This is a genomic window from Streptomyces sp. BRA346 (assembly GCF_052851135.1).
In genome coordinates this window covers 61,373-78,541 of sequence record NZ_JAIWIH010000027.1, presented here as the reverse complement: position 1 = coordinate 78,541, position 17,169 = coordinate 61,373, and the positions used below count along the sequence as shown (strand labels likewise).

Sequence of the window (17,169 nt, the reverse complement as noted above, 5' to 3'; positions counted from 1 at the left end):
TGACGGCCCGCCCGAGCCGACGGCATGGAGCCGGTTCGGGGCCGGCGCGGACGGGATCGGCCGTGGAGAGCGGCCTTCGGACACGTCAGATGGTGGGGTCCTGATAACTGAAGCCGCTCCAGGAGGTGGTGCCGCCGAGGGTGGCGACCGTGATGGTGATGTTGTCGGCGGAAGTGTGGGGCGGGGCGATGGCGGTGACCGTGGTGTCGGAGACGACGGTGAAGGGAGCGGAAACGCCGTCGAAGGTGACCTGGTGCGTGGTGGCCAGGCCGGTGCCCGTGAGGGTGACGTCGGTGCCCCCGGCGGTGCGTCCGGTGGTGGGGACCGCGCTGGACACGGTGGGTCCGCCGACGTAGGTGAAGGTGAGACCGCCCGCGGTTCCGCCGGGAGTGACGACGGTGACCGGTACGGGGCCGGGGGCGGAGGCGCTGGGGACCGTGACGGTGATCGCAGTGTCGGTGACGGACTGGATGACGGCCTGACGGGAGCCGAAGCGCACGGCCGTGGCGCCCGAGATGTTGACTCCGGTGATGACCGCGGTGCCTCCGCCGTTGACCGGACCCATCGCGGGTCCTGCCCCTCCATAGGGGTTGCTGGTGGTGCTGATGCCGGACAGCAGCGGGGCGGGGCGGTAGACGAAGGTGCCGAATCCGCCGGTGCCACCGGGGGTGGTGACCGTCACCGGGACCGCGCCCGATCCGGGCGGGGTTCTGACGGTGACCGAGGTCGCGGTGTTGGAGAGGATCGTGGCCGCGGCGCCGCCGAAGTGCACCGCGGTGGCCGCTGCCAGGTTGTGGCCGCGGATGGTCACGATGGTCCCGCCCGCGGTGGAGCCCTGACCGGGCATCAGGGTCAGTGCGATCACGCTGACGGTGTTGTCGGCGCTGTTGGTGACGTACAGGCGGGACGCATCCGGGGAGACCGCGACGCCGATCGGGCTGTTGCCCACCGGGATGCTGTCGACGGCGGTGTTGGTGGCGGTGTCGATCACCGTGACGGTGTTGGCGCTGAGATCGGCCACGTAGACGGCGGTCCCGTCCGGGCTCATGGCCACCATACGAGGGCCGTTGCCCACGGGGATGGCGGCGGTCACCGTGTTGGTGGCGGTGTCGATCACCTTGACGGCGTTCTCCCCGGCGACGCTGACGTAGGCGCGGGTGCCGTCCGGTGTGAGGGCGACGAGGATGGGCACGTCACCGGTGAGGATGCTCGCGCTGACGGTGTTGGTGGCGGTGTCGATCACGGCCACGGTGCCGTCGCCGGCGTTGGGCACGTAGACCCGGGTGCCGTCCGGGGAGACCGCTGCCCCGGTCGGAAGGCTGAGACCGGTGATGGGGGTGGTGACCGAGTTCGTGGCGGTGTCGATGACGCTGACGACACCGGCAGTCTGGCACGTGACGTAGGCGCGGGTGCCGTCCGGTGTGAGGGCGCACTGGACGGCTCCGGCACCGACCGGGATGGTTGTCGTGAGGATGTCGGTGGCGGTGTCGATCACACCGACGCTGCCGGTGTCGAACAGGGTCACATACCCGCGGGTGCCGTCCGGCGAGAAGGACAGCAGACGAGGTCCACCCGGTGCGGCGATGGTCACCGTGACGGTGTTGGTGGCGGTGTCGATGACGCTGATGTCGTCCGAGGACTGGTTCGCGACGTACGCCCGTCCCCCGTCCGGGGTCAGCGTCACTCCCAACGGCGAGCCGCCGACCGGGATGGTGGCAACGGAAGGCGTCAGCAGCAGGGTGCTTCGCCGTGAGACGGTGTCGGTTGCCGACAGGGTCTGGGGATCGGCCAAGAGCAACATGATGGGGTCCTCTCCGAGGGCAGGTCTGCCGAGAAGTCCGGCCCCGGGTGAAGAACACAAACCCAGGGAACCCCGCCGCTTCTCCTGCTCACAGTGATGCACGGCGTCGGACGGGGGACAATCACCGACCGGGCGACATCAACCGGACAGCCGAGCGCGGGACTTTCCCCCGGTACCGTCCTCGTGGACCGTCGTCGGGCGCCGTCGCGCCGGGGCGGATTGCGTGCGCCGGTCATACACCATGCGCCCGTCGGTACCTCCACGCCGCCGCGCCACCGCGGCTTCAGTCGGCCAGCCGGTCCGCCACCGCCTGGTAGGTGGGTCAGGCCGTGGGCGACATGGTGCAGGGCGCTTTCGCGGGCCGTTCTGCCGTCGGTGCCGGGGCGGTCGCGTACGCCGTGGCTCAGCATGAGGTCGACCAGGCCGACGAGGTAGTCACCGGAGAGTTCGTGCTCGTAGTAGCCGACGGTGGCGACGCGGCCGGCCGCTCCCCGGTCCAGCAGCAGGTGTATCTGCCGCTCCGGGTACGGATCCGACCGGATGGCCAGGTCGAGGAGGGTCTGACCGGCGGTGTTGGCGGCGTTGATGTCGGCGCCCGCGTCGAGCAGGGACCACAGGATGCTCCAGTGCTCGTCACCGTCGACCCGGCGGGCGGCCGTGGCGAACTGGGGTGCGTTGCCGAAGGACGACTGGGCGCGCGGATCGGCGCCCGCCGCCAGCAGTGCGTCGACGGCCGCGGGCGTACGCGACGCCACGGCATGGTGCAGCGGTGCCGCGCCGTACTCGTCGAGGGTGTCGGCGTCGGCGCCCTCGCCGATCGCGGTACGCAGCGCGGCCGGATCGCCGGAGGCGGCGGCCCGCAGCAGGGCGCGGGCGGCCGGGGCCGACGTGCCGAGAGGCGGGAGTTCGAGGATCGCGTACGCCTCCTCCTGGTGCGGCGGGGCGGCGCTGGCCAGCATCGCGAACCGTCCGCCGGAGCAGCGCACGAAGGGTTGACCGGTGCCGAACCGGGCCTTACTGTCCTCCCACCCTTCTCGGTATATCGATTAACCAATCCGTTAACCGTCTTGGTTGGAGACATCCGTTGTGCGCCCACCCTTGAGTCGGCGCGGCCTTCTCGCCGCCGGGTCCGGACTTGCCGCCGCGACCGCCCTGCCCGCCCTGTCCGGCTGCTCCGCGCTGGCCGCCGAGGATGCCGATCCCCATACGCTCGTGATCCACAGCCAGCTGGGCACCACCGCGCCCGGCTCCCCGACCTATCTCGCCGCTCTGCGGCGCTTCCGGGCGGAGAACCCCGGCCTGAAGGTCAAGAACCTCATCAACGGCGACGATCTCGCCCAGGTCTACGAGACCTCGCGGCTGGCCCGTAAGGAGCCGGACGTCGTCATGGTCAACCTGTACGACAAGACCCTGGCCTGGACGGACGTGGGTGCCACGGTCGACGTCAGGGGCTATCTGGACGACTGGGGGCTGCGGGAGCGCGTCCTGCCGGTGGCGCTGAAGTCCTGGACCGATGGGAAGGGGCGGCTGCGGGCCTTCCCGTACTTCGCCACCAACTGGCCGATCGCCTACAACACGGCGCTCCTGGAGCGGGCCGGTGTCGACGGGATACCCCGCACCGGCGACGCGCTCATCGGCACCGCGCGGAAGCTGCGCGCCAAGGGCATCGGCCCGGTGACCACGGGCGGCAACGACTGGACCGGGCAGAAGCTGCTGGCGCAGATCATCCAGACCTTCCTCACCGAGGACGAGGCCGAGCACGTCTTCGCCACCGGGGACTTCAGCGGGAGCCGGGGCGCGCGGCAGGGGATCGACTACTTCGTGGAGCTGCGCGACGCCGGTGTCTTCGTCGACAAGGCGCAGGGTCTCACCTCGGACTCCATGACCACCCAGTTCAACACCGGGTCCGCGGCCATCGAGTCCGCGATGTCCTCGGCGCTGGCCGAGGTGCCGGAGAAGGTGGCGCGCCGGACCGAGGTGGGCGGCTGGCCGCTCGCGCCGGGAGCGGTCCACGACAAGCCCACGATCCTGCGCACGTACACCCTGATCGGCCTCTGGATCAGCCCGAACGGCGCCAAGAAGATCGAGGCCGTCGAGAAGTTCGTGCGCTTCATGTACCGGCCCGAGACCGTGTCCCGGTTCATCGAGGAGAGCGGCCGGGACATGGCCCTGCGGACCGACGCCGTCAGCACCGGCTTCCCGCTGGTGGCCGCGGCGCAGCGGCTCGGCGGCCGGGTGAGCCAGGCGCTGCTGCCGGACGTGTACGTCCCGCCCGCCGCGACCCAGCCGCTCATCACCGCGACGAGCACGTCCTTCACCCGCGGGACCGGCGCCGCGAAGGTGCGCGTCGCCCTCGAAGCCGCGTACCGCGGTGCGTGAGGTGCCCCGTATGAGAACTTCACCCGAACCCCCGGGAGTCACCCCATGACGACGCTGACGCCCACCCGGGGCGGGACCGTCCTCCCGCCCCCGGCCCCGTCCCCGTCCGCGGCGCGCCGCAGGCGCGAAGGCGGCACGATCCTCGCCGTACCGGCCCTGGTCTGGTACCTGGTCTTCATGGTCGGCCCGATGGCCGCCATCTTCGTCGTGGCCGCCCTGCACTGGCCGGGAATGCTCCAGCCGGTCACGTTCGCCGGGCTCGGGAACGTCCGTACCGTCCTGGACGATCCGGTGTTCTGGGAGGCGGTGCGCAACACCGCCGTGCAGCTGGCCGTGGCGCTGCCGGTGATGATCACCTGCGCGTACATGCTGGGCTACTACGTGGCGCAGCGGCCACCGGGGCACCGGGTCGTCCGCTATCTGCTGTTCGTTCCGGGGCTGATCTCCACCCCCGCCAAGGCGATGGTGTTCTACGCCGCCCTCTCCCCGGACGGCCTGGCCAACGGGGCGCTCAAGGCGGTGGGGCTGGGGTCGCTGACCGATGCGTGGCTGGCCTCGCCGTCGACGGCGCTGGGCTGCCTGATCGCCCTGGACCTGTGGAGCGGCATCGGCTTCACCGCCGTCCTGTTCGCCGCCCGGCTCTCCAGCGTGCCGGACGAGGTCGGCGAGGCCGCGCAGCTGGACGGCGCCGGGCACTGGCGGGCCATGTGGCGCATCCACTTCCCGGTGATCCGCGACTACGTGGGCGTGGTGACCATGCTCCAGTTCCTGTGGACCCTCTTCGGCTCCGCCCAGCACGTCCTGCTGCTCACCCAGGGCGGGCCCGGCGCCTCGTCCACGACGCTCTCCTTCCTCGTCTACCAGAAGGCGTTCATCGCGGCCGACCTCGGCTACAGCCAGACCGTGGGGGTGTTCCTCTTCCTGACCGGGCTCGTGGGGCTCCTGCTCATCCGCCGTTCGTTCCGCCAGACCTACTGATCGGAGCCGCTCACCATGAAGCTCGGCAAGTCCTGGCTGCCCGCTCATGTCCTGGTGTGGACCTATGTCGTGCTGCTGGTCGTCCCGCTGTACTACTTCCTCGCCTCCTCCTTCAAGACCAACGAGGAGATCTTCGCCAGCCCCTTCGCGCCGCCGTCGTCCCTGGACCCGGGCAACTTCTCCACCGCGTTCCAGCGCGCCGACCTGGGGCTCGCGGTCGTCAACTCGTGCCTGGTGACGGCGTGTTCGCTGATCCTCACCCTCGCGCTGGCCATCCCCGCGGCGTTCGCGCTGGCCCGGTCCACCGGACGGCTGGCCGCGGTGCTGGAGAAGGTGTTCTCGCTCGGTTTCCTCATCCCCACCTTCGCCGCGCTCTTCCCGACCTTCCTGCTGGCCGCGGCGACCGGCCTGTTCCACACGCGCACCTTCATGGTGCTGTTCCTCCCGGCCACGGCGATGCCCCTGTCGGTGGTGATCCTGGTGCAGTTCATGCGGACCGTGCCCGCCGAGATGGAGGAGGCCGCCCGTATCGACGGCGCCTCCACCTTCGCCGTGCTGCGCCACGTCTACACGCCGATGTGCCTGCCGGGGATCGCGACCGTACTGCTGCTGAACTTCCTGACCTTCTGGAACGAGTACCTGTACTCGCTCGTCATCATCGGCCCGGACCCCGCCCAGCGCACGGTCCAGGTGGCGCTGCCCACTCTCAAGGCGATCACGGGAACCGATTACGGTGTGCTGACCGCGGGGACGATCCTCACCCTCGTACCGGTGTGGATCGTCTACACGGCGCTTCAGAAGCGCATGCAACGGGCGCTCATCAGCGGGGCGGTGAAGATGTGAGCACGGTGCCGGAGCAGCGCGTCCAGGGCGGGCGTCCACGGCCGACGATCAAGGCCGTCGCCGCCGTCGCGGGCGTGTCCACGGCCGCGGTGTCCCAGGCGTTCAACAACAAGGGGCGGCTCTCCGAAGCCACCCGGCGCCGCATCCTGGACGCCGCCGTGGACCTCGGCTGGTCGCCGAGCGCCTCGGCCGCCGCGCTGCGCAGCGCCCGCACCCGTACCCTCGCCCTCGTCGTACGCCGCCCCACCGACGTCCTGGGTGCCGACCCGCACTTCAGTGAGCTGATCACCGGCATCGAGGGCGAGTTGGCGCCGCGCGGATACGGGCTGCTCCTCCACCTGGTTACCGATGTCCACGAGGAGAGCACGCTGTACGAACGCCTGGCCGCGGAGGGCCGCGTCGACGGCGCCGTCCTCACCGACGCGCGCACCGACGACCCCCGCCCCGCGCTGCTGACCCGGCTCGGCCTGCCCGCCGTCATGCTCGGCGCGCCCGACCCCGACGCGGCCGTGCCGGGCGTCGGGCTGGGACACCAGGGCGCGGGCGTGGGGGAGGCGGTCGACCATCTGCTGGGCCTTGGCCACCGGCGCATCGCCTATGTGGCGGGCCCAGCCGAACTCCAGCACACCCGGCTGCGCCGCCGCCGCTTCGAGGACGGCCTGCGCACCGCGGGCCACCGGCCCTTCGCCGTGCTGCACACCGACTTCTCCGAAGGCGCGGCCATCGCCGCCACCGAAGCCCTGCTGGACGCCGCGGACCCGCCCACGGCCATCGTGTACGCCAACGACTCCATGGCGGTGTGCGGCATCGGCACCGCCCAGCGCACCGGGCTGCGGGTCCCGGCCGACCTGTCCGTCGTCGGCTACGACAACCTGCCGATCGGCCGCTGGCTGCACCCCCGCCTGACCACCGTCGACCAGCAGGTGCAGCAGGTCGGCGCGGCCGCCGCGCGGCTGCTCCTGGCCCGCTGCGGCGAGGACGCGGGGGACGCCCGGCTCGACGGGCGGCCCCGACTCGTGGCCCGCGACTCCACGGGCCCCGTTCCTCGTTGAACCGCTGATCCGCCACGTCCGCGCACGGACGGAAACCGAAAGCGACAGAAGAGAGCCCATGCGACGCCACAGCGCCCAGCTCACCCACCACCCCGCCGTCCTGCCCTGGCTCGGCGCCAACTTCTGGTCCCGCACCGGCGGGCCCCTGATGTGGCGGGACTACGACCCCAAGACGGTCCGCGAGGAACTGGGGGTCCTGCGCGAGCACGGTCTGACCATGACCCGCTCCTTCTTCTACTGGCCCGACTTCCACCCCGAACCGCACAGGGTCGACGAGGAGTTGTGCGCGCGCTTCCGTGACTTCCTGGACGCGCACACCGAGGCGGGGATGGGGACCATCCCGACCTTTATCGTCGGCCACATGTCCGGTGAGAACTGGGATCCGGCCTGGCGCGGCGGCCGCGATCTGTACGAGGACGTGTGGCTGGTCGGCCGCCAGGCGTGGTTCGTGTCGCAGATGACCCGTCGCTTCAAGGACCACCCGGCGGTCACGGGCTGGCTGATCACCAACGAGATGCCCGGCTACGGCCGTGTCTACCAGGTGGACCCGCCCTCCAGCGATGTCGTGACCGCCTGGGCCCAGTCCATGTGCAACGCGGTGCGGGCGGCCGGCGGTACCCAGCCGGTCTCGCTCGGGGACGGCGCGTGGGGCATTGAGGTGACCGGCCGGGACAACGGCTTCTCGCTGCGCGAGACCGCCGAGTACGTCGACTTCGTCGGCCCCCACGTCTACCGCTCCGACACCGACCGGGTGCGGCAGCACCACCGCGCCGCCTTCGAATGCGAGCTGGCCGCGGTGACCGGCGCGCCCGTCGTGCTGGAGGAGTTCGGGGTGTCGACCGACACGGTCTCGGCCGAGAACGCCGCCGTGTACTACCGCCAGACGCTGCACAACTCCCTCCTCGGCGGGGCCACCGGCTGGATCGCGTGGAACAACACCGACTACGACGACCTGTGGGACCGGTCCCCGTACGACCACCACCCCTTCGAGATGCACTTCGGCATCACCGACTCCACCGGCGCCCCCAAGACGCCGCTGCTCGAACTCCGCTCCTTCGCCGAGGTGTTGCGGCGGGTCGACTTCCCACGGTGCCGCCGCGCGGACACCGGCGCGGCGCTGGTGGTGCCCGCGTTCCTGGAGCACGATTACCCCTACAGCCGCCCCGCCGACCGGCCGCTCATCTTCACCTCGCTCCACCAGGCGTACGCCGCCGCGCGCGCCGCAGACCTGCCGGTGGGCTTCCTCCGCGAGGCGGACGGCCTCGAGTCGGACGGCATCGAGGAGGGCGTCTCGCTGTACCTGCTGCCCTCGACGCGCCAGCTGACCACCCGCACCCGGCGCGCACTGGAGCGGCGGGCCCGCGACGGCGCCACCGTGTACCTCTCCTTCTGCTCCGGGGAACACCCGGGCACCCGCGGCCCCTGGTTCGACGGTCTGGACGCGCTGTTCGGGGTGGAACTCCAGCTCTCGTACGGGGTGGCGGAGCCCATCGAGGACGACACCCTGGTCATGACCTTCACCGAGGACCTCGGCCCGCTCACCGCCGGGGACACGCTGCGGTTCCCCGTCGCGGGCAACGAGGACTCCCGCGCCTACCTCCCCGTCGTCCCCCGGGAGGCCAGGGTGGTCGCCACCGACGCCCACGGCCGTCCCGCGCTCCTGGTCCACGAGACCGGCCGTGGCCGCACCGTGCTGGCCACGTACCCGCTGGAGCACATGGCGGCGCGCACCGCCCGCGTCAATCCCGAGCAGACGCACCGGCTGTACGCGGCGCTCGCCGAACTCGCCGGTGCGGACCGCCCGGTGACGGTCGACACCCCGTATGTCGGCGCCGATGTGCTGGTGCACGAGGACGGGCGGCGGTTCGTGTGGCTGGTCAGCCAGTCGGCGGAGCCGCTCACGGTGCGCCCGGCGGCGGACGGGGAACTGCGCGACCTCGCGACGGGCGAACCGGCCACGGACATCGGACTGGACGCGTACGGCGTACGGGTGCTGGAGCTCGGGGACGCGGACGCCGGGGCCGGAAACTGAGGGATGCGCTCGCTGCGTCCGTATATGACGAGGAACCAGAGGGACCGAAGGAGTACAGCACATGGCAACGCCCCTGAGCGCCGACAGACTTCTGAAGGCCTTGCGTGACGAGGGCCTGACCGTCCACGAGGTCCGCAGCTGGCGCTCGCACAACCGCAACTCCAAGGGCGCGTGGGGCCCGGTCAACGGCGTCATGATCCACCACACCGCCAGCTCGGGCACCGACAGTTCCGTCGCACTCTGCTACGACGGCCACGCGGACCTCCCCGGGCCGCTCTGTCACGGCGTCATCGACAAGAAGGGCGAGATCCACCTCGTCGGCAACGGCCGCGCCAACCACGCGGGCCCCGGCGACAACGACGTCCTGAACGCGGTGATCAACGAGACCGGGCTGCCGTCCGACAACGAGGCCGACAAGGACGGCAACGCCCGCTTCTACGGCTTCGAATGCATCAACCTCGGCGACGGCGACGACCCGTGGCCGGAGGAGCAGAAGCTGGCCATCGAGAAGGTGTCCGCCGCCCTCTGCCGGGCCCACGGCTGGAGCGAGAAGTCCGTGATCGGCCACCTGGAGTGGCAGCCGGGGAAGAGCGACCCCCGCGGCTTCACGATGAACGGCATGCGCACGCGCATCGGCAAGCGGCTCGGCGCCACGCCGGAGGGCCCCGACGAGACGAAGCCGAAGCCCCTGGCGGAGTACGAGCCCTTCCCGGGCGCCGACTTCTTCCGCGACGGCCGGGACAGCAAGATCATTACGGCCATGGGGAAGCGTCTCGTGGCCGAGGGCTGCGACCACTACGAGGAGGGCCCGGGCCCGGAGTGGACGGGCGCCGACCAGAATTCGTACGCGGCGTGGCAGCGGAAGCTCGGCTTCTCCGGCGATGACGCCGACGGCATCCCGGGCCAGACGAGCTGGGACAAGCTGCGCGTACCGCAGGACTAGGTGTCTCGCCGATCATGCCAAGCTCCCGACGCCGCGGTGACATCAGCCGCTGCCGCGGCGGGCGGCACCCGCGGCCCCGCGCTCGTCGCTCCCCCAGCTACCGCTGGGAGGTGCCCCCTGACGCCGCTCGCTGATCCGGCCTGATCGACAAGACACCCCCTAGCCTTCCGGAGGGCCTCGCGCCACGGCGCGAGGCCCTTTCCGCGCTCCCGGACGGTCAGTCGAGGCAGAACTCGTTGCCCTCGGGGTCGGCCATCACGATGTGCCCGGTGCCGAGCGGGGGAGCGGGCTCGTGGCGCTCCAGCCGGGTGGCGCCGCGGGACACCAGCCGTTCGGCCTCCGCCTCCAGCGCCGCCATCCGCGCGTCCCCTTCGAGCCCGGGGGCGGCCCGTACGTCGAGGTGCACGCGGTTCTTGGCCCGCTTGCCCTCCGGCACCCGCTGGAAGAACAGCCGCGGCCCGGAACCATTGGGGCCGAGCAGCGCCGAGGCGTCGTTGCGCCGCTCGGGCGGCACGCCCATCGCCTCCAGGGCCTCGTCCCACGAGCCGAAGCCCTCGGGCGGATCCTGCACCCGGTAGCCCAGGACCTCGGCCCAGAACGCGGACAGCGCGGCCGGGTCGGCACAGTCGAAGGTGATCTGAACGTCGCGGGCCATGTGTCAGCTCGCCTCCCGTCGGGTCCGGTGGGTGTGCAGATACAGATCGCGCAGCAGGCACACCTCGGACAGATGGTGGATCATCTCGCGGTTGATGTGCAGCACGAGCGCCGCCATCGGATGGTCGGCGTACGGGCCCTCCGCCGTCCCGCAGGGCCGGGCGAGGCCGGACTCGCCGAGGGACTCCACCCCCGCCTGCCAGGTGGCGTACTCCGCGTCGAGCTGGGCCAGCGCCTCGGCCGCGGTCGCGGCGTAGGGATACGACTGGTAGTCGGTGGGCGTACGGCCGAAGTGCGAGGCGTTCCGCATCGCGAGCACGCCGACGATCACGTGCCCGAGGCGCCAGGCGATCGTCGGGAACGGCGGCGGGTCGGGCTCCGGCATCGCGAAGTCGATGGTCATCGCGCCGGACCCGGCCTGCACCGGGGCGCTGCCGGTGCCGCGCGGGCGCACGTTCCAGCAGCCGGGCACCGGCTCCCAGAAGTACTCGTCGTCGGTGAGCCCGTCGAGACGGTCGCGCAGCTGGTACGTCCAGTGCCAGCCGATCTGCTCGCGCAGCAGGGTGTTCCACGTCTGGTCGTTCATGAGCGCAGCCTTGCGCAGATAGCGGACAGCTTCCTTCCGCGATCGGTGGAACGATGAGGACATGACCGTAGAGGGGACGACCGAACGGGTGCTGCGGCTGCTGGCGCTGCTCCAGCGCCGGGCGTCGTGGACCGCCGCCGAACTCTCCGCCGAGCTGGGCGTCACCGACCGCTCGGTGCGCCGCGACGTGGAGCGGCTGCGCGCGCTCGGCTACCCCGTCCACGCGGCGCCGGGCGTCGGCGGCGGCTACCAGCTCGGCGCGGGCACCCGGCTGCCGCCGCTGCTCCTCGACGACGAGGAGGCCATCGCGACCGCGGTGTCCCTGCGGCTGGCGTCCGGCGGCACGGTCGCCGGGGCGGGCGAGGCCGCGCTGCGGGCGCTCGCCAAGCTCGACCAGGTGATGCCGCCCCGGCTGCGCGCCGAGGTGCGCGCGGTGCACGGCGCCACCGAGACCCTGGTCGGCCCCGGCGTCGAGATCGACGCGGAACTGCTGGTGACCCTCGCGCGGGCCTGCCGCGACGCGGTACGGGTGCGGTTCCGCTACGCCGCCCGCGGTGGCGATGAACGCGAGCGCACGGTCGAACCGGTCCGGATGGTCACCACCGGCCGCCGCTGGTACCTGATGGCCTGGGACACCGACCGCGACGACTGGCGCACCTTCCGCCTGGACCGGATGCGCGAGGCGACGGCCACGACCTGGCGCTTCCGCCCGCGGGAACACCCGGACCCGGTGGCCTACGTCCAGCAGTCGGTGACCGGGGCGCCGTACCGCTACGTCGCCCGGGTCCGCCTGCACGCCCCGCCCGCCCGGGTGCGCGAGCTGGTGCCACCCCAGGTGGGCCGCGTCGAGGACGACCGCGACGGCTGGTGCGTCCTCGTCGCGGGCGGCGACGACCTGGACTGGCTCGCCGTCCACGTGGCCCGCCTGGGCATCGAGGCGGAGATCCTGGACCCCCCGGAACTCCGCGAAGCCGCCGCCCGCCTGGCCCGCCGCATAGCGGCCATGGCCACCCCCGGCTGACGGCCCGACCTCCACGAGGCCCAAAAATGCGCTGCCGCCGCGAGGCGGCTGCGCTATCGTGACCGCGTCCTGTTGTCTCCGATAGAGGTGGACGTTGCGCATCTGAGGTTCGCGATCATCGCGCGGTACGGCGTTGCCGTACGCGTGGATGCGACCTCGGTGCATGAGCCGTCCCTCACTCCGACAGGCCCCGCACCCCATCCGCCCCTCCCGGCCCGGCCGCCGCGTGGTGCTCGCATACGACGCCCTTGTCCCAGCGCTGACGACTGCGAGAATCACCATGGCCGAAACCACCACGCCCGGCGTCGCCGTGACCTGCTCCAACCTCTCCTTCCAGTGGCCCGACGGCACCCCGCTCTTCGACGGGCTGTCCCTCACGGTCGGCCGGGGCCGCACCGGGCTCGTCGGCACCAACGGCACCGGAAAATCCACCCTGTTGCAACTGCTGGCCGGTCAGCTGCGCCCCGCCCGCGGGTCGGTGACCATCGGCGGCAGCCTCGCCTATCTGCCGCAGAACATCACCCTCGACACCGCGCTCCGCGTCGACCGCGCGCTGGGCATCGCCGAGCGGCGCGCCGCGCTGCGGGCCATCGAGGCCGGGGACGTCCGTACGGAACACTTCGAGACGGTCGGCGACGACTGGGACGTCGAGGAACGGGCGCTCGCGACCCTCGGCTCGCTCGGACTCGGCGGCCTCGAACTCGACCGCACCGTGGGCGAGATGTCCGGCGGGGAGACCGTACTGCTGCGGCTGGCCGCGCTGCTGCTGGAGCGCCCCGACGTGCTGCTGCTCGACGAGCCGACCAACAACCTCGACCTGTTCGCGCGGCGCAGGCTCTACGAGGCCGTCGACTCCTGGCGCTCCGGAGTGCTGATCGTCGTCAGCCACGACCGCGACCTGCTGGAGCGGGTCGACCGCATCGCCGAACTGCGGTCCGGGGAGGTGAGCTGGTACGGGGGCGGCTGGTCCGCGTACCAGGAAGCCCTGGCCGTCCAGCAGGAGGCGGCCGGGAGGGCGCTGCGGGTCGCCGAGGCGGACGTCCGCAAACAGCGGCGCGAACTGGAGGAGAACCAGATCAAGCTGGCCCGCCGGGAGCGGCGCGGCAAGAAGATGGAGGCCGAGCGGCGGGTCCCGCGCATCGTCGCGGGCAACCGCAAACGCGCTGCCCAGGAGTCGGCGGCCGGGCTCCGCGGGGTGCACGAGGACCGGTTGCGGGAGGCGCGCGAGCGGCGCGAGGAGGCCGCGGAGGCGGTCCGCCAGGACGCCGAGATCCGGGTGGACCTGCCCCACACCGCCGTCCCCGCGGGCCGCACCGTGCTGAGCCTGAGCGCACTGCGCCCTTGCCACGGGCGGCTGCGCGGCGGCGACCTCCGGGTGCACGGCCCCGAACGCATCGCGCTGGTCGGCCGTAACGGGGCGGGGAAGACGACACTTCTGCGCACCCTCGCCGGGGAGCTGGCCCCGCTGTCCGGCGAGGCCAGGGCGTTCGTACCGCTGCGCTTCCTGCCGCAGCGCCTGGACGTGCTGGACGACGAGCTGAGCGTCGCGGCGAACGTGTCCCGCAGGGCGCCCGGCGTCAGTGACAACCACATCCGCTCCCAGCTCGCCCGGTTCCTGTTCAAGGGGGCGCGCGCCGAACAGCCCGCGGGCACCCTCTCCGGCGGTGAGCGCTTCCGGGCCGCCCTCGCGGCCACCATGCTCGCCGCCCCGGCCCCGCAGCTGCTGATGCTGGACGAGCCCACCAACAACCTCGACCTGGCCAGCGTGCGTCAGCTGACCGGTGCGCTCGCGTCGTACCGGGGCGCGCTGCTGATCGCCGGTCACGACCTGCCGTTCCTCGAATCGGTCGGCATCACGCGCTGGCTGCTCGTCGGCGAGGAGCTGCGGGAGACGTCCGCCGAGGAGGTGATCGCGCTGTTGGAGGAGTCCGGTGAGGAACCCGCATGATGCCTACGTGCCCTCGTTGCCGCGCAGCTCCTCCACCGCGGTACGGGCGGCGGCGCCGATGACCGCGTCCGCGCGCGGCAGTCGGCTGTCGGCGCGCGCCGCCTGGGTGAACACCACGGCGGTGTACGCGCTGCCGTCGGCGAGTTCGACGACCCCGGCCTCGTGGCGCATCGACCCGAACGTCCCGGTCTTCCCCGACACGGTCACGTCGTCGTACGGAAACCCGGAGGCGAGCCGGTGCGTCCACGGCTGCCTGCCCATGACCTCGCGCATGACCGCGCAGGCGTCGGCGGAGGCCGCCCGGCCGGTCCAGATGGCGCGCAGCAGCCGGGCCATGTCCGCGGGCGTGGCGGAGGACTTGAGGAGGGGGCCGTAGACGGCGAGGGGAACGGTCGTGTCGTTGTCCGCGAGGCGCCGCATCGCCGCGCTCAGCGACTCGGCCCCGGTCTCCGCCACCAGCTGCGCGAACGTGGTGGCCACACCGCCGTGGATGCGGGTGTCCGGCATGCCGAGGTCCCGGCACACCTCGTCGACGGCCTCGGTGCCGACCCGGCGCAGCAGCACGTCGGCGGCGGTGTTGTCGGACACGCTCATCATGAGGGTGACCAGGTCGCGGAGGGAGACGGTGATGTCGTCGCGCAGGATGGAGATGCCGGTGGGGCCGGGCATCCGGTCCGACGCGCCGAGCGTCATCCGCTCGTACGGATCGAGCGTCCCGGCGTCCACGAGCCGCCAGAACGCGACCATCAGCGGCACCTTGTAGACGGAGCCCACCGGGACCGGCTCGTCGGGGTCGATCGCCACGCACGCCTCGGGGCGGCGCAGATCGGCCACGTGCAGCCAGCCGCGGACACCGGCGTCGGCGAACAGGCCGCGGATCGTGCGCCGCGCCCGGACCTCCCACCCCTGCGGCCCGCTCATCGCGCCGCCCGCGCCGCTGCCACGTCGAGGGACGCCGCCTGCAACGACAGGGCCTCCACCAGCAACCGCGCCGTCCGCTCGGTCTCCTCGCCGTCCGGCTGCCGGGAGTCCCACACCACCCGCAACCGCAGGGGCAGCGGCGGGTCGACGGCCCGGGTGCGCTCGATGCCGTCGGCGGTCAGCGTGGGGTCGGCCGTGACCAGCGTCGCCTGACCCGCCGCCACCAGGGCGAGCCCGGCGCGTTCGTCGGAGACCGTGACGGTCTCCACGCGCCGCCCGCGGCTGGCCAGGGTGTCGACGAACAGGTCGTACGCCGCCGGAGCCTCCTCCCGCGGGCGCACGGCCACGGGCAGCCCGCGTGTTTCCGTGTGGGCGTCGGGGCGGTCGGGGGCGTCGGCGGGCGTGAGCAGCCAGGTGGGGAAGAGCACCACCCGCCCGGCCGCCAGCCCGTGCAGCACCGCCGGGTGCTGCACCACCGCGATGTCGAGCCGCCCCGCCGCGGTCTCGGACAGCAGCGTGGCGGTCGGCGCCGTCACCACCGCGAGACGGCCGCGCTCCCCGGCCCGGACCGGCGCGGAGGCCACCGCCGCCGCGACCCGCGGGGGCACCTCGGGGGCCAGACCGAGCCGCAGCCGCCGCCCGTCGGCCCGCTCGCGAGCCCCGGCTTCCCGCAGCTCCGCCAGCGCGGTGAGCGCGCGGCGGGCGTGCGGCAGCAGCAGGGCGCCCTCGTCGGTGAGGGCGACGCCCCGGGTGCGGTCGAAGAGGCGTACGCCCAGCAGCGTTTCGAGTCGGCGAAGCCCCTGCGACAGCGGTGGCTGGGTGATGCCCACGCGCTGCGCGGCGGCGCCGAAGTGCTGCTCCTCCGCCAGCGCGACGAAGATTTCCACGTGCCGTTCGGTCAGCAACGAGCCCCCCTGACGTGCCCGGATATCCAAATGGAATCACGCGGACGTCGAGAGTGTATTCGACAGGGCGAACGGCCGCGGTCTTCACTGACGGCGTGCGACTCCGGCACGACTCCCGTCACACCGAACCGTCACACAGGCCGTCACACCGACCGTCCCACCACGAGAAACGAGGACCGCCCGTGCAGCACATCACCCCACGCCCCGCCGCCCCGTCCCGCCGCCGCGTGCTGGCCCTGGGCGCCGGTACGGCCCTGGCCGCCCTGGTGCCCGTACCGGGCACCGCGTCCGCGGCATCCGCAGCTGACGTCACCCGGCAACTGCGGGCACTGGAGGAGGAGTACGCGGCAAGGCTGGGCGTGTTCGCGTTCGACCCGGCCACCGGGGCGACGGTGGCGTACCGGGCCGAGGAGCGCTTCCCGATCTGCTCCGTCTTCAAGGCGCTCGCCGCCGCGGCGGTCCTGCGCGACCTCGACCGCGACGGTGAATTCCTCGCCAAGCGCGTCCACTACACCGAGGAGTTCGTCCGGAAGGCGGGCTACGCCCCGGTCACGGGCAAGCCGGAGAACATCGAGGGCGGGCTGACCGTCGAGCAGCTGTGCGCCGCCGCCGTCAGCGAGAGCGACAACGCCGCCGGGAACCTGCTGCTCCAGGACCTGGGCGGGCCGACCGCCATCACCCGCTTCTGCCGTTCCCTCAGCGACGGGACGACCCGGCTCGACCGCTGGGAGCCGGAGCTGAACACGGCCGAGCCCTGGCGGGACACGGACACCACCAGCCCCGGCGCCATCGGGAAGACGTTCGCCCGCCTCGTCCTCGGCCGTGCGCTCACCCGCGAGGACCGCACGCGGCTGACCGGGTGGCTGGTGGCGAACACCACCAACACCGAACGGTTCCGCAAGGGCCTGCCCGCCGACTGGATCCTGGCGGACAAGACGGGCGGCGGCACCCAGTACGGGGTGGCCAACGACGTGGGCGTCGTCTGGCCGCCGGAGCGCACCCCGCTGGTGCTGTCGGTGCTCTCCACCAAGTACGACCCCCAGGGCCCGACGGACAACCCCCTGGTGGCCCGGGCCGCCGCCCTGGTGGCGGACGCGCTCGTCTGA

15 protein-coding genes are annotated in these 17,169 nt (G+C 72.4%); 9 read left to right on the top strand and 6 right to left on the bottom strand.

All coding sequences use genetic code 11. From position 1 onward, the window contains the following. Window positions 1-85: 85 nt before the first annotated feature. Both LCH29_RS29280 and LCH29_RS29275 read right to left on the bottom strand, forming a co-directional pair. Window positions 86-1,792: an IPT/TIG domain-containing protein gene (locus tag LCH29_RS29280; protein WP_446464702.1), complete on the bottom strand. Its 1,707-nt coding sequence runs from the start codon at window positions 1,790-1,792 to the stop codon at window positions 86-88. After that, window positions 1,729-2,760 carry an ankyrin repeat domain-containing protein gene (locus LCH29_RS29275; RefSeq protein ID WP_446464701.1) on the bottom strand — a complete coding sequence of 344 codons (1,032 nt, stop codon included), beginning with the start codon at window positions 2,758-2,760 and terminating at the stop codon, window positions 1,729-1,731. Before LCH29_RS29275 ends, LCH29_RS29280 begins: the two co-directional genes overlap by 64 nt. Window positions 2,761-2,887: 127 nt before the next feature. Here LCH29_RS29275 and LCH29_RS29270 point away from each other — a divergent pair, with 127 nt between their 5' ends. From LCH29_RS29270 to LCH29_RS29245, 6 genes are all read left to right on the top strand, one after another. Then, on the top strand, window positions 2,888-4,180 hold the full coding sequence (locus LCH29_RS29270; protein WP_446464700.1) for an ABC transporter substrate-binding protein: 1,293 nt from the start codon (window positions 2,888-2,890) through the stop codon (window positions 4,178-4,180). A gap of 45 nt (window positions 4,181-4,225) precedes the next feature. Beyond that, window positions 4,226-5,158: a carbohydrate ABC transporter permease gene (locus LCH29_RS29265; RefSeq protein ID WP_446464699.1), complete on the top strand. Its 933-nt coding sequence runs from the start codon at window positions 4,226-4,228 to the stop codon at window positions 5,156-5,158. A gap of 15 nt (window positions 5,159-5,173) precedes the next feature. Beyond that, window positions 5,174-6,001, top strand: a complete 828-nt coding sequence (locus LCH29_RS29260) for a carbohydrate ABC transporter permease (protein WP_446464698.1) — start codon at window positions 5,174-5,176, stop codon at window positions 5,999-6,001. Next, window positions 5,998-7,053, top strand: coding sequence for a LacI family DNA-binding transcriptional regulator (locus LCH29_RS29255; protein ID WP_446464697.1), 1,056 nt, complete (start codon window positions 5,998-6,000; stop codon window positions 7,051-7,053). Before LCH29_RS29260 ends, LCH29_RS29255 begins: the two co-directional genes overlap by 4 nt. 58 nt (window positions 7,054-7,111) lie before the next feature. After that, entirely contained in the window at window positions 7,112-9,085 is a 1,974-nt protein-coding gene (locus LCH29_RS29250) for a glycoside hydrolase 5 family protein (protein ID WP_446464696.1), read from the top strand. 61 nt (window positions 9,086-9,146) lie between these two features. After that, window positions 9,147-10,028, top strand: coding sequence for a peptidoglycan-binding protein (locus LCH29_RS29245; protein WP_446464695.1), 882 nt, complete (start codon window positions 9,147-9,149; stop codon window positions 10,026-10,028). Window positions 10,029-10,245: 217 nt separating this feature from the next. Here LCH29_RS29245 and LCH29_RS29240 read toward each other — a convergent pair whose 3' ends face one another. Next, window positions 10,246-10,683 carry a VOC family protein gene (locus LCH29_RS29240; RefSeq protein ID WP_446464694.1) on the bottom strand — a complete coding sequence of 146 codons (438 nt, stop codon included), beginning with the start codon at window positions 10,681-10,683 and terminating at the stop codon, window positions 10,246-10,248. A 3-nt stretch (window positions 10,684-10,686) separates the two neighbouring features. Further along, the gene (locus LCH29_RS29235) at window positions 10,687-11,268 is read right to left on the bottom strand and encodes a DinB family protein (RefSeq protein ID WP_446464693.1); all 582 of its coding nucleotides are present in this window, start codon (window positions 11,266-11,268) and stop codon (window positions 10,687-10,689) included. A gap of 61 nt (window positions 11,269-11,329) precedes the next feature. Here LCH29_RS29235 and LCH29_RS29230 point away from each other — a divergent pair, with 61 nt between their 5' ends. Further along, a complete protein-coding gene (locus LCH29_RS29230) occupies window positions 11,330-12,289 on the top strand; it encodes a helix-turn-helix transcriptional regulator (RefSeq protein ID WP_446464692.1) in 960 nt (319 codons plus the stop codon). 280 nt (window positions 12,290-12,569) lie between these two features. Further along, window positions 12,570-14,237 (top strand): ATP-binding cassette domain-containing protein, encoded by a 1,668-nt coding sequence (locus LCH29_RS29225; RefSeq protein WP_446464691.1) that lies wholly within the window; start codon window positions 12,570-12,572, stop codon window positions 14,235-14,237. Window positions 14,238-14,240: 3 nt separating this feature from the next. Here the strand turns inward: LCH29_RS29225 and LCH29_RS29220 are convergent, their stop codons facing one another. After that, the gene (locus LCH29_RS29220) at window positions 14,241-15,158 is read right to left on the bottom strand and encodes a serine hydrolase (RefSeq protein ID WP_446464690.1); all 918 of its coding nucleotides are present in this window, start codon (window positions 15,156-15,158) and stop codon (window positions 14,241-14,243) included. Beyond that, entirely contained in the window at window positions 15,155-16,063 is a 909-nt protein-coding gene (locus tag LCH29_RS29215) for a LysR family transcriptional regulator (protein WP_446464689.1), read from the bottom strand. Before LCH29_RS29215 ends, LCH29_RS29220 begins: the two co-directional genes overlap by 4 nt. Window positions 16,064-16,245: 182 nt before the next feature. Here LCH29_RS29215 and bla point away from each other — a divergent pair, with 182 nt between their 5' ends. Continuing rightward, window positions 16,246-17,169: a class A beta-lactamase gene (gene bla, locus LCH29_RS29210; RefSeq protein WP_446464688.1), complete on the top strand. Its 924-nt coding sequence runs from the start codon at window positions 16,246-16,248 to the stop codon at window positions 17,167-17,169.

Coding starts and splice junctions, on each gene's coding strand:
- LCH29_RS29275 (WP_446464701.1), bottom strand. CDS start 2,760: ATGCTGGCCAGCGCCGCCCCGCCGCACCAGGAGGAGGCGTACGCGATC.
- LCH29_RS29265 (WP_446464699.1), top strand. CDS start 4,226: ATGACGACGCTGACGCCCACCCGGGGCGGGACCGTCCTCCCGCCCCCG.
- LCH29_RS29260 (WP_446464698.1), top strand. CDS start 5,174: ATGAAGCTCGGCAAGTCCTGGCTGCCCGCTCATGTCCTGGTGTGGACC.
- LCH29_RS29250 (WP_446464696.1), top strand. CDS start 7,112: ATGCGACGCCACAGCGCCCAGCTCACCCACCACCCCGCCGTCCTGCCC.
- LCH29_RS29245 (WP_446464695.1), top strand. CDS start 9,147: ATGGCAACGCCCCTGAGCGCCGACAGACTTCTGAAGGCCTTGCGTGAC.
- LCH29_RS29240 (WP_446464694.1), bottom strand. CDS start 10,683: ATGGCCCGCGACGTTCAGATCACCTTCGACTGTGCCGACCCGGCCGCG.
- LCH29_RS29235 (WP_446464693.1), bottom strand. CDS start 11,268: ATGAACGACCAGACGTGGAACACCCTGCTGCGCGAGCAGATCGGCTGG.
- LCH29_RS29230 (WP_446464692.1), top strand. CDS start 11,330: ATGACCGTAGAGGGGACGACCGAACGGGTGCTGCGGCTGCTGGCGCTG.
- LCH29_RS29225 (WP_446464691.1), top strand. CDS start 12,570: ATGGCCGAAACCACCACGCCCGGCGTCGCCGTGACCTGCTCCAACCTC.
- LCH29_RS29220 (WP_446464690.1), bottom strand. CDS start 15,158: ATGAGCGGGCCGCAGGGGTGGGAGGTCCGGGCGCGGCGCACGATCCGC.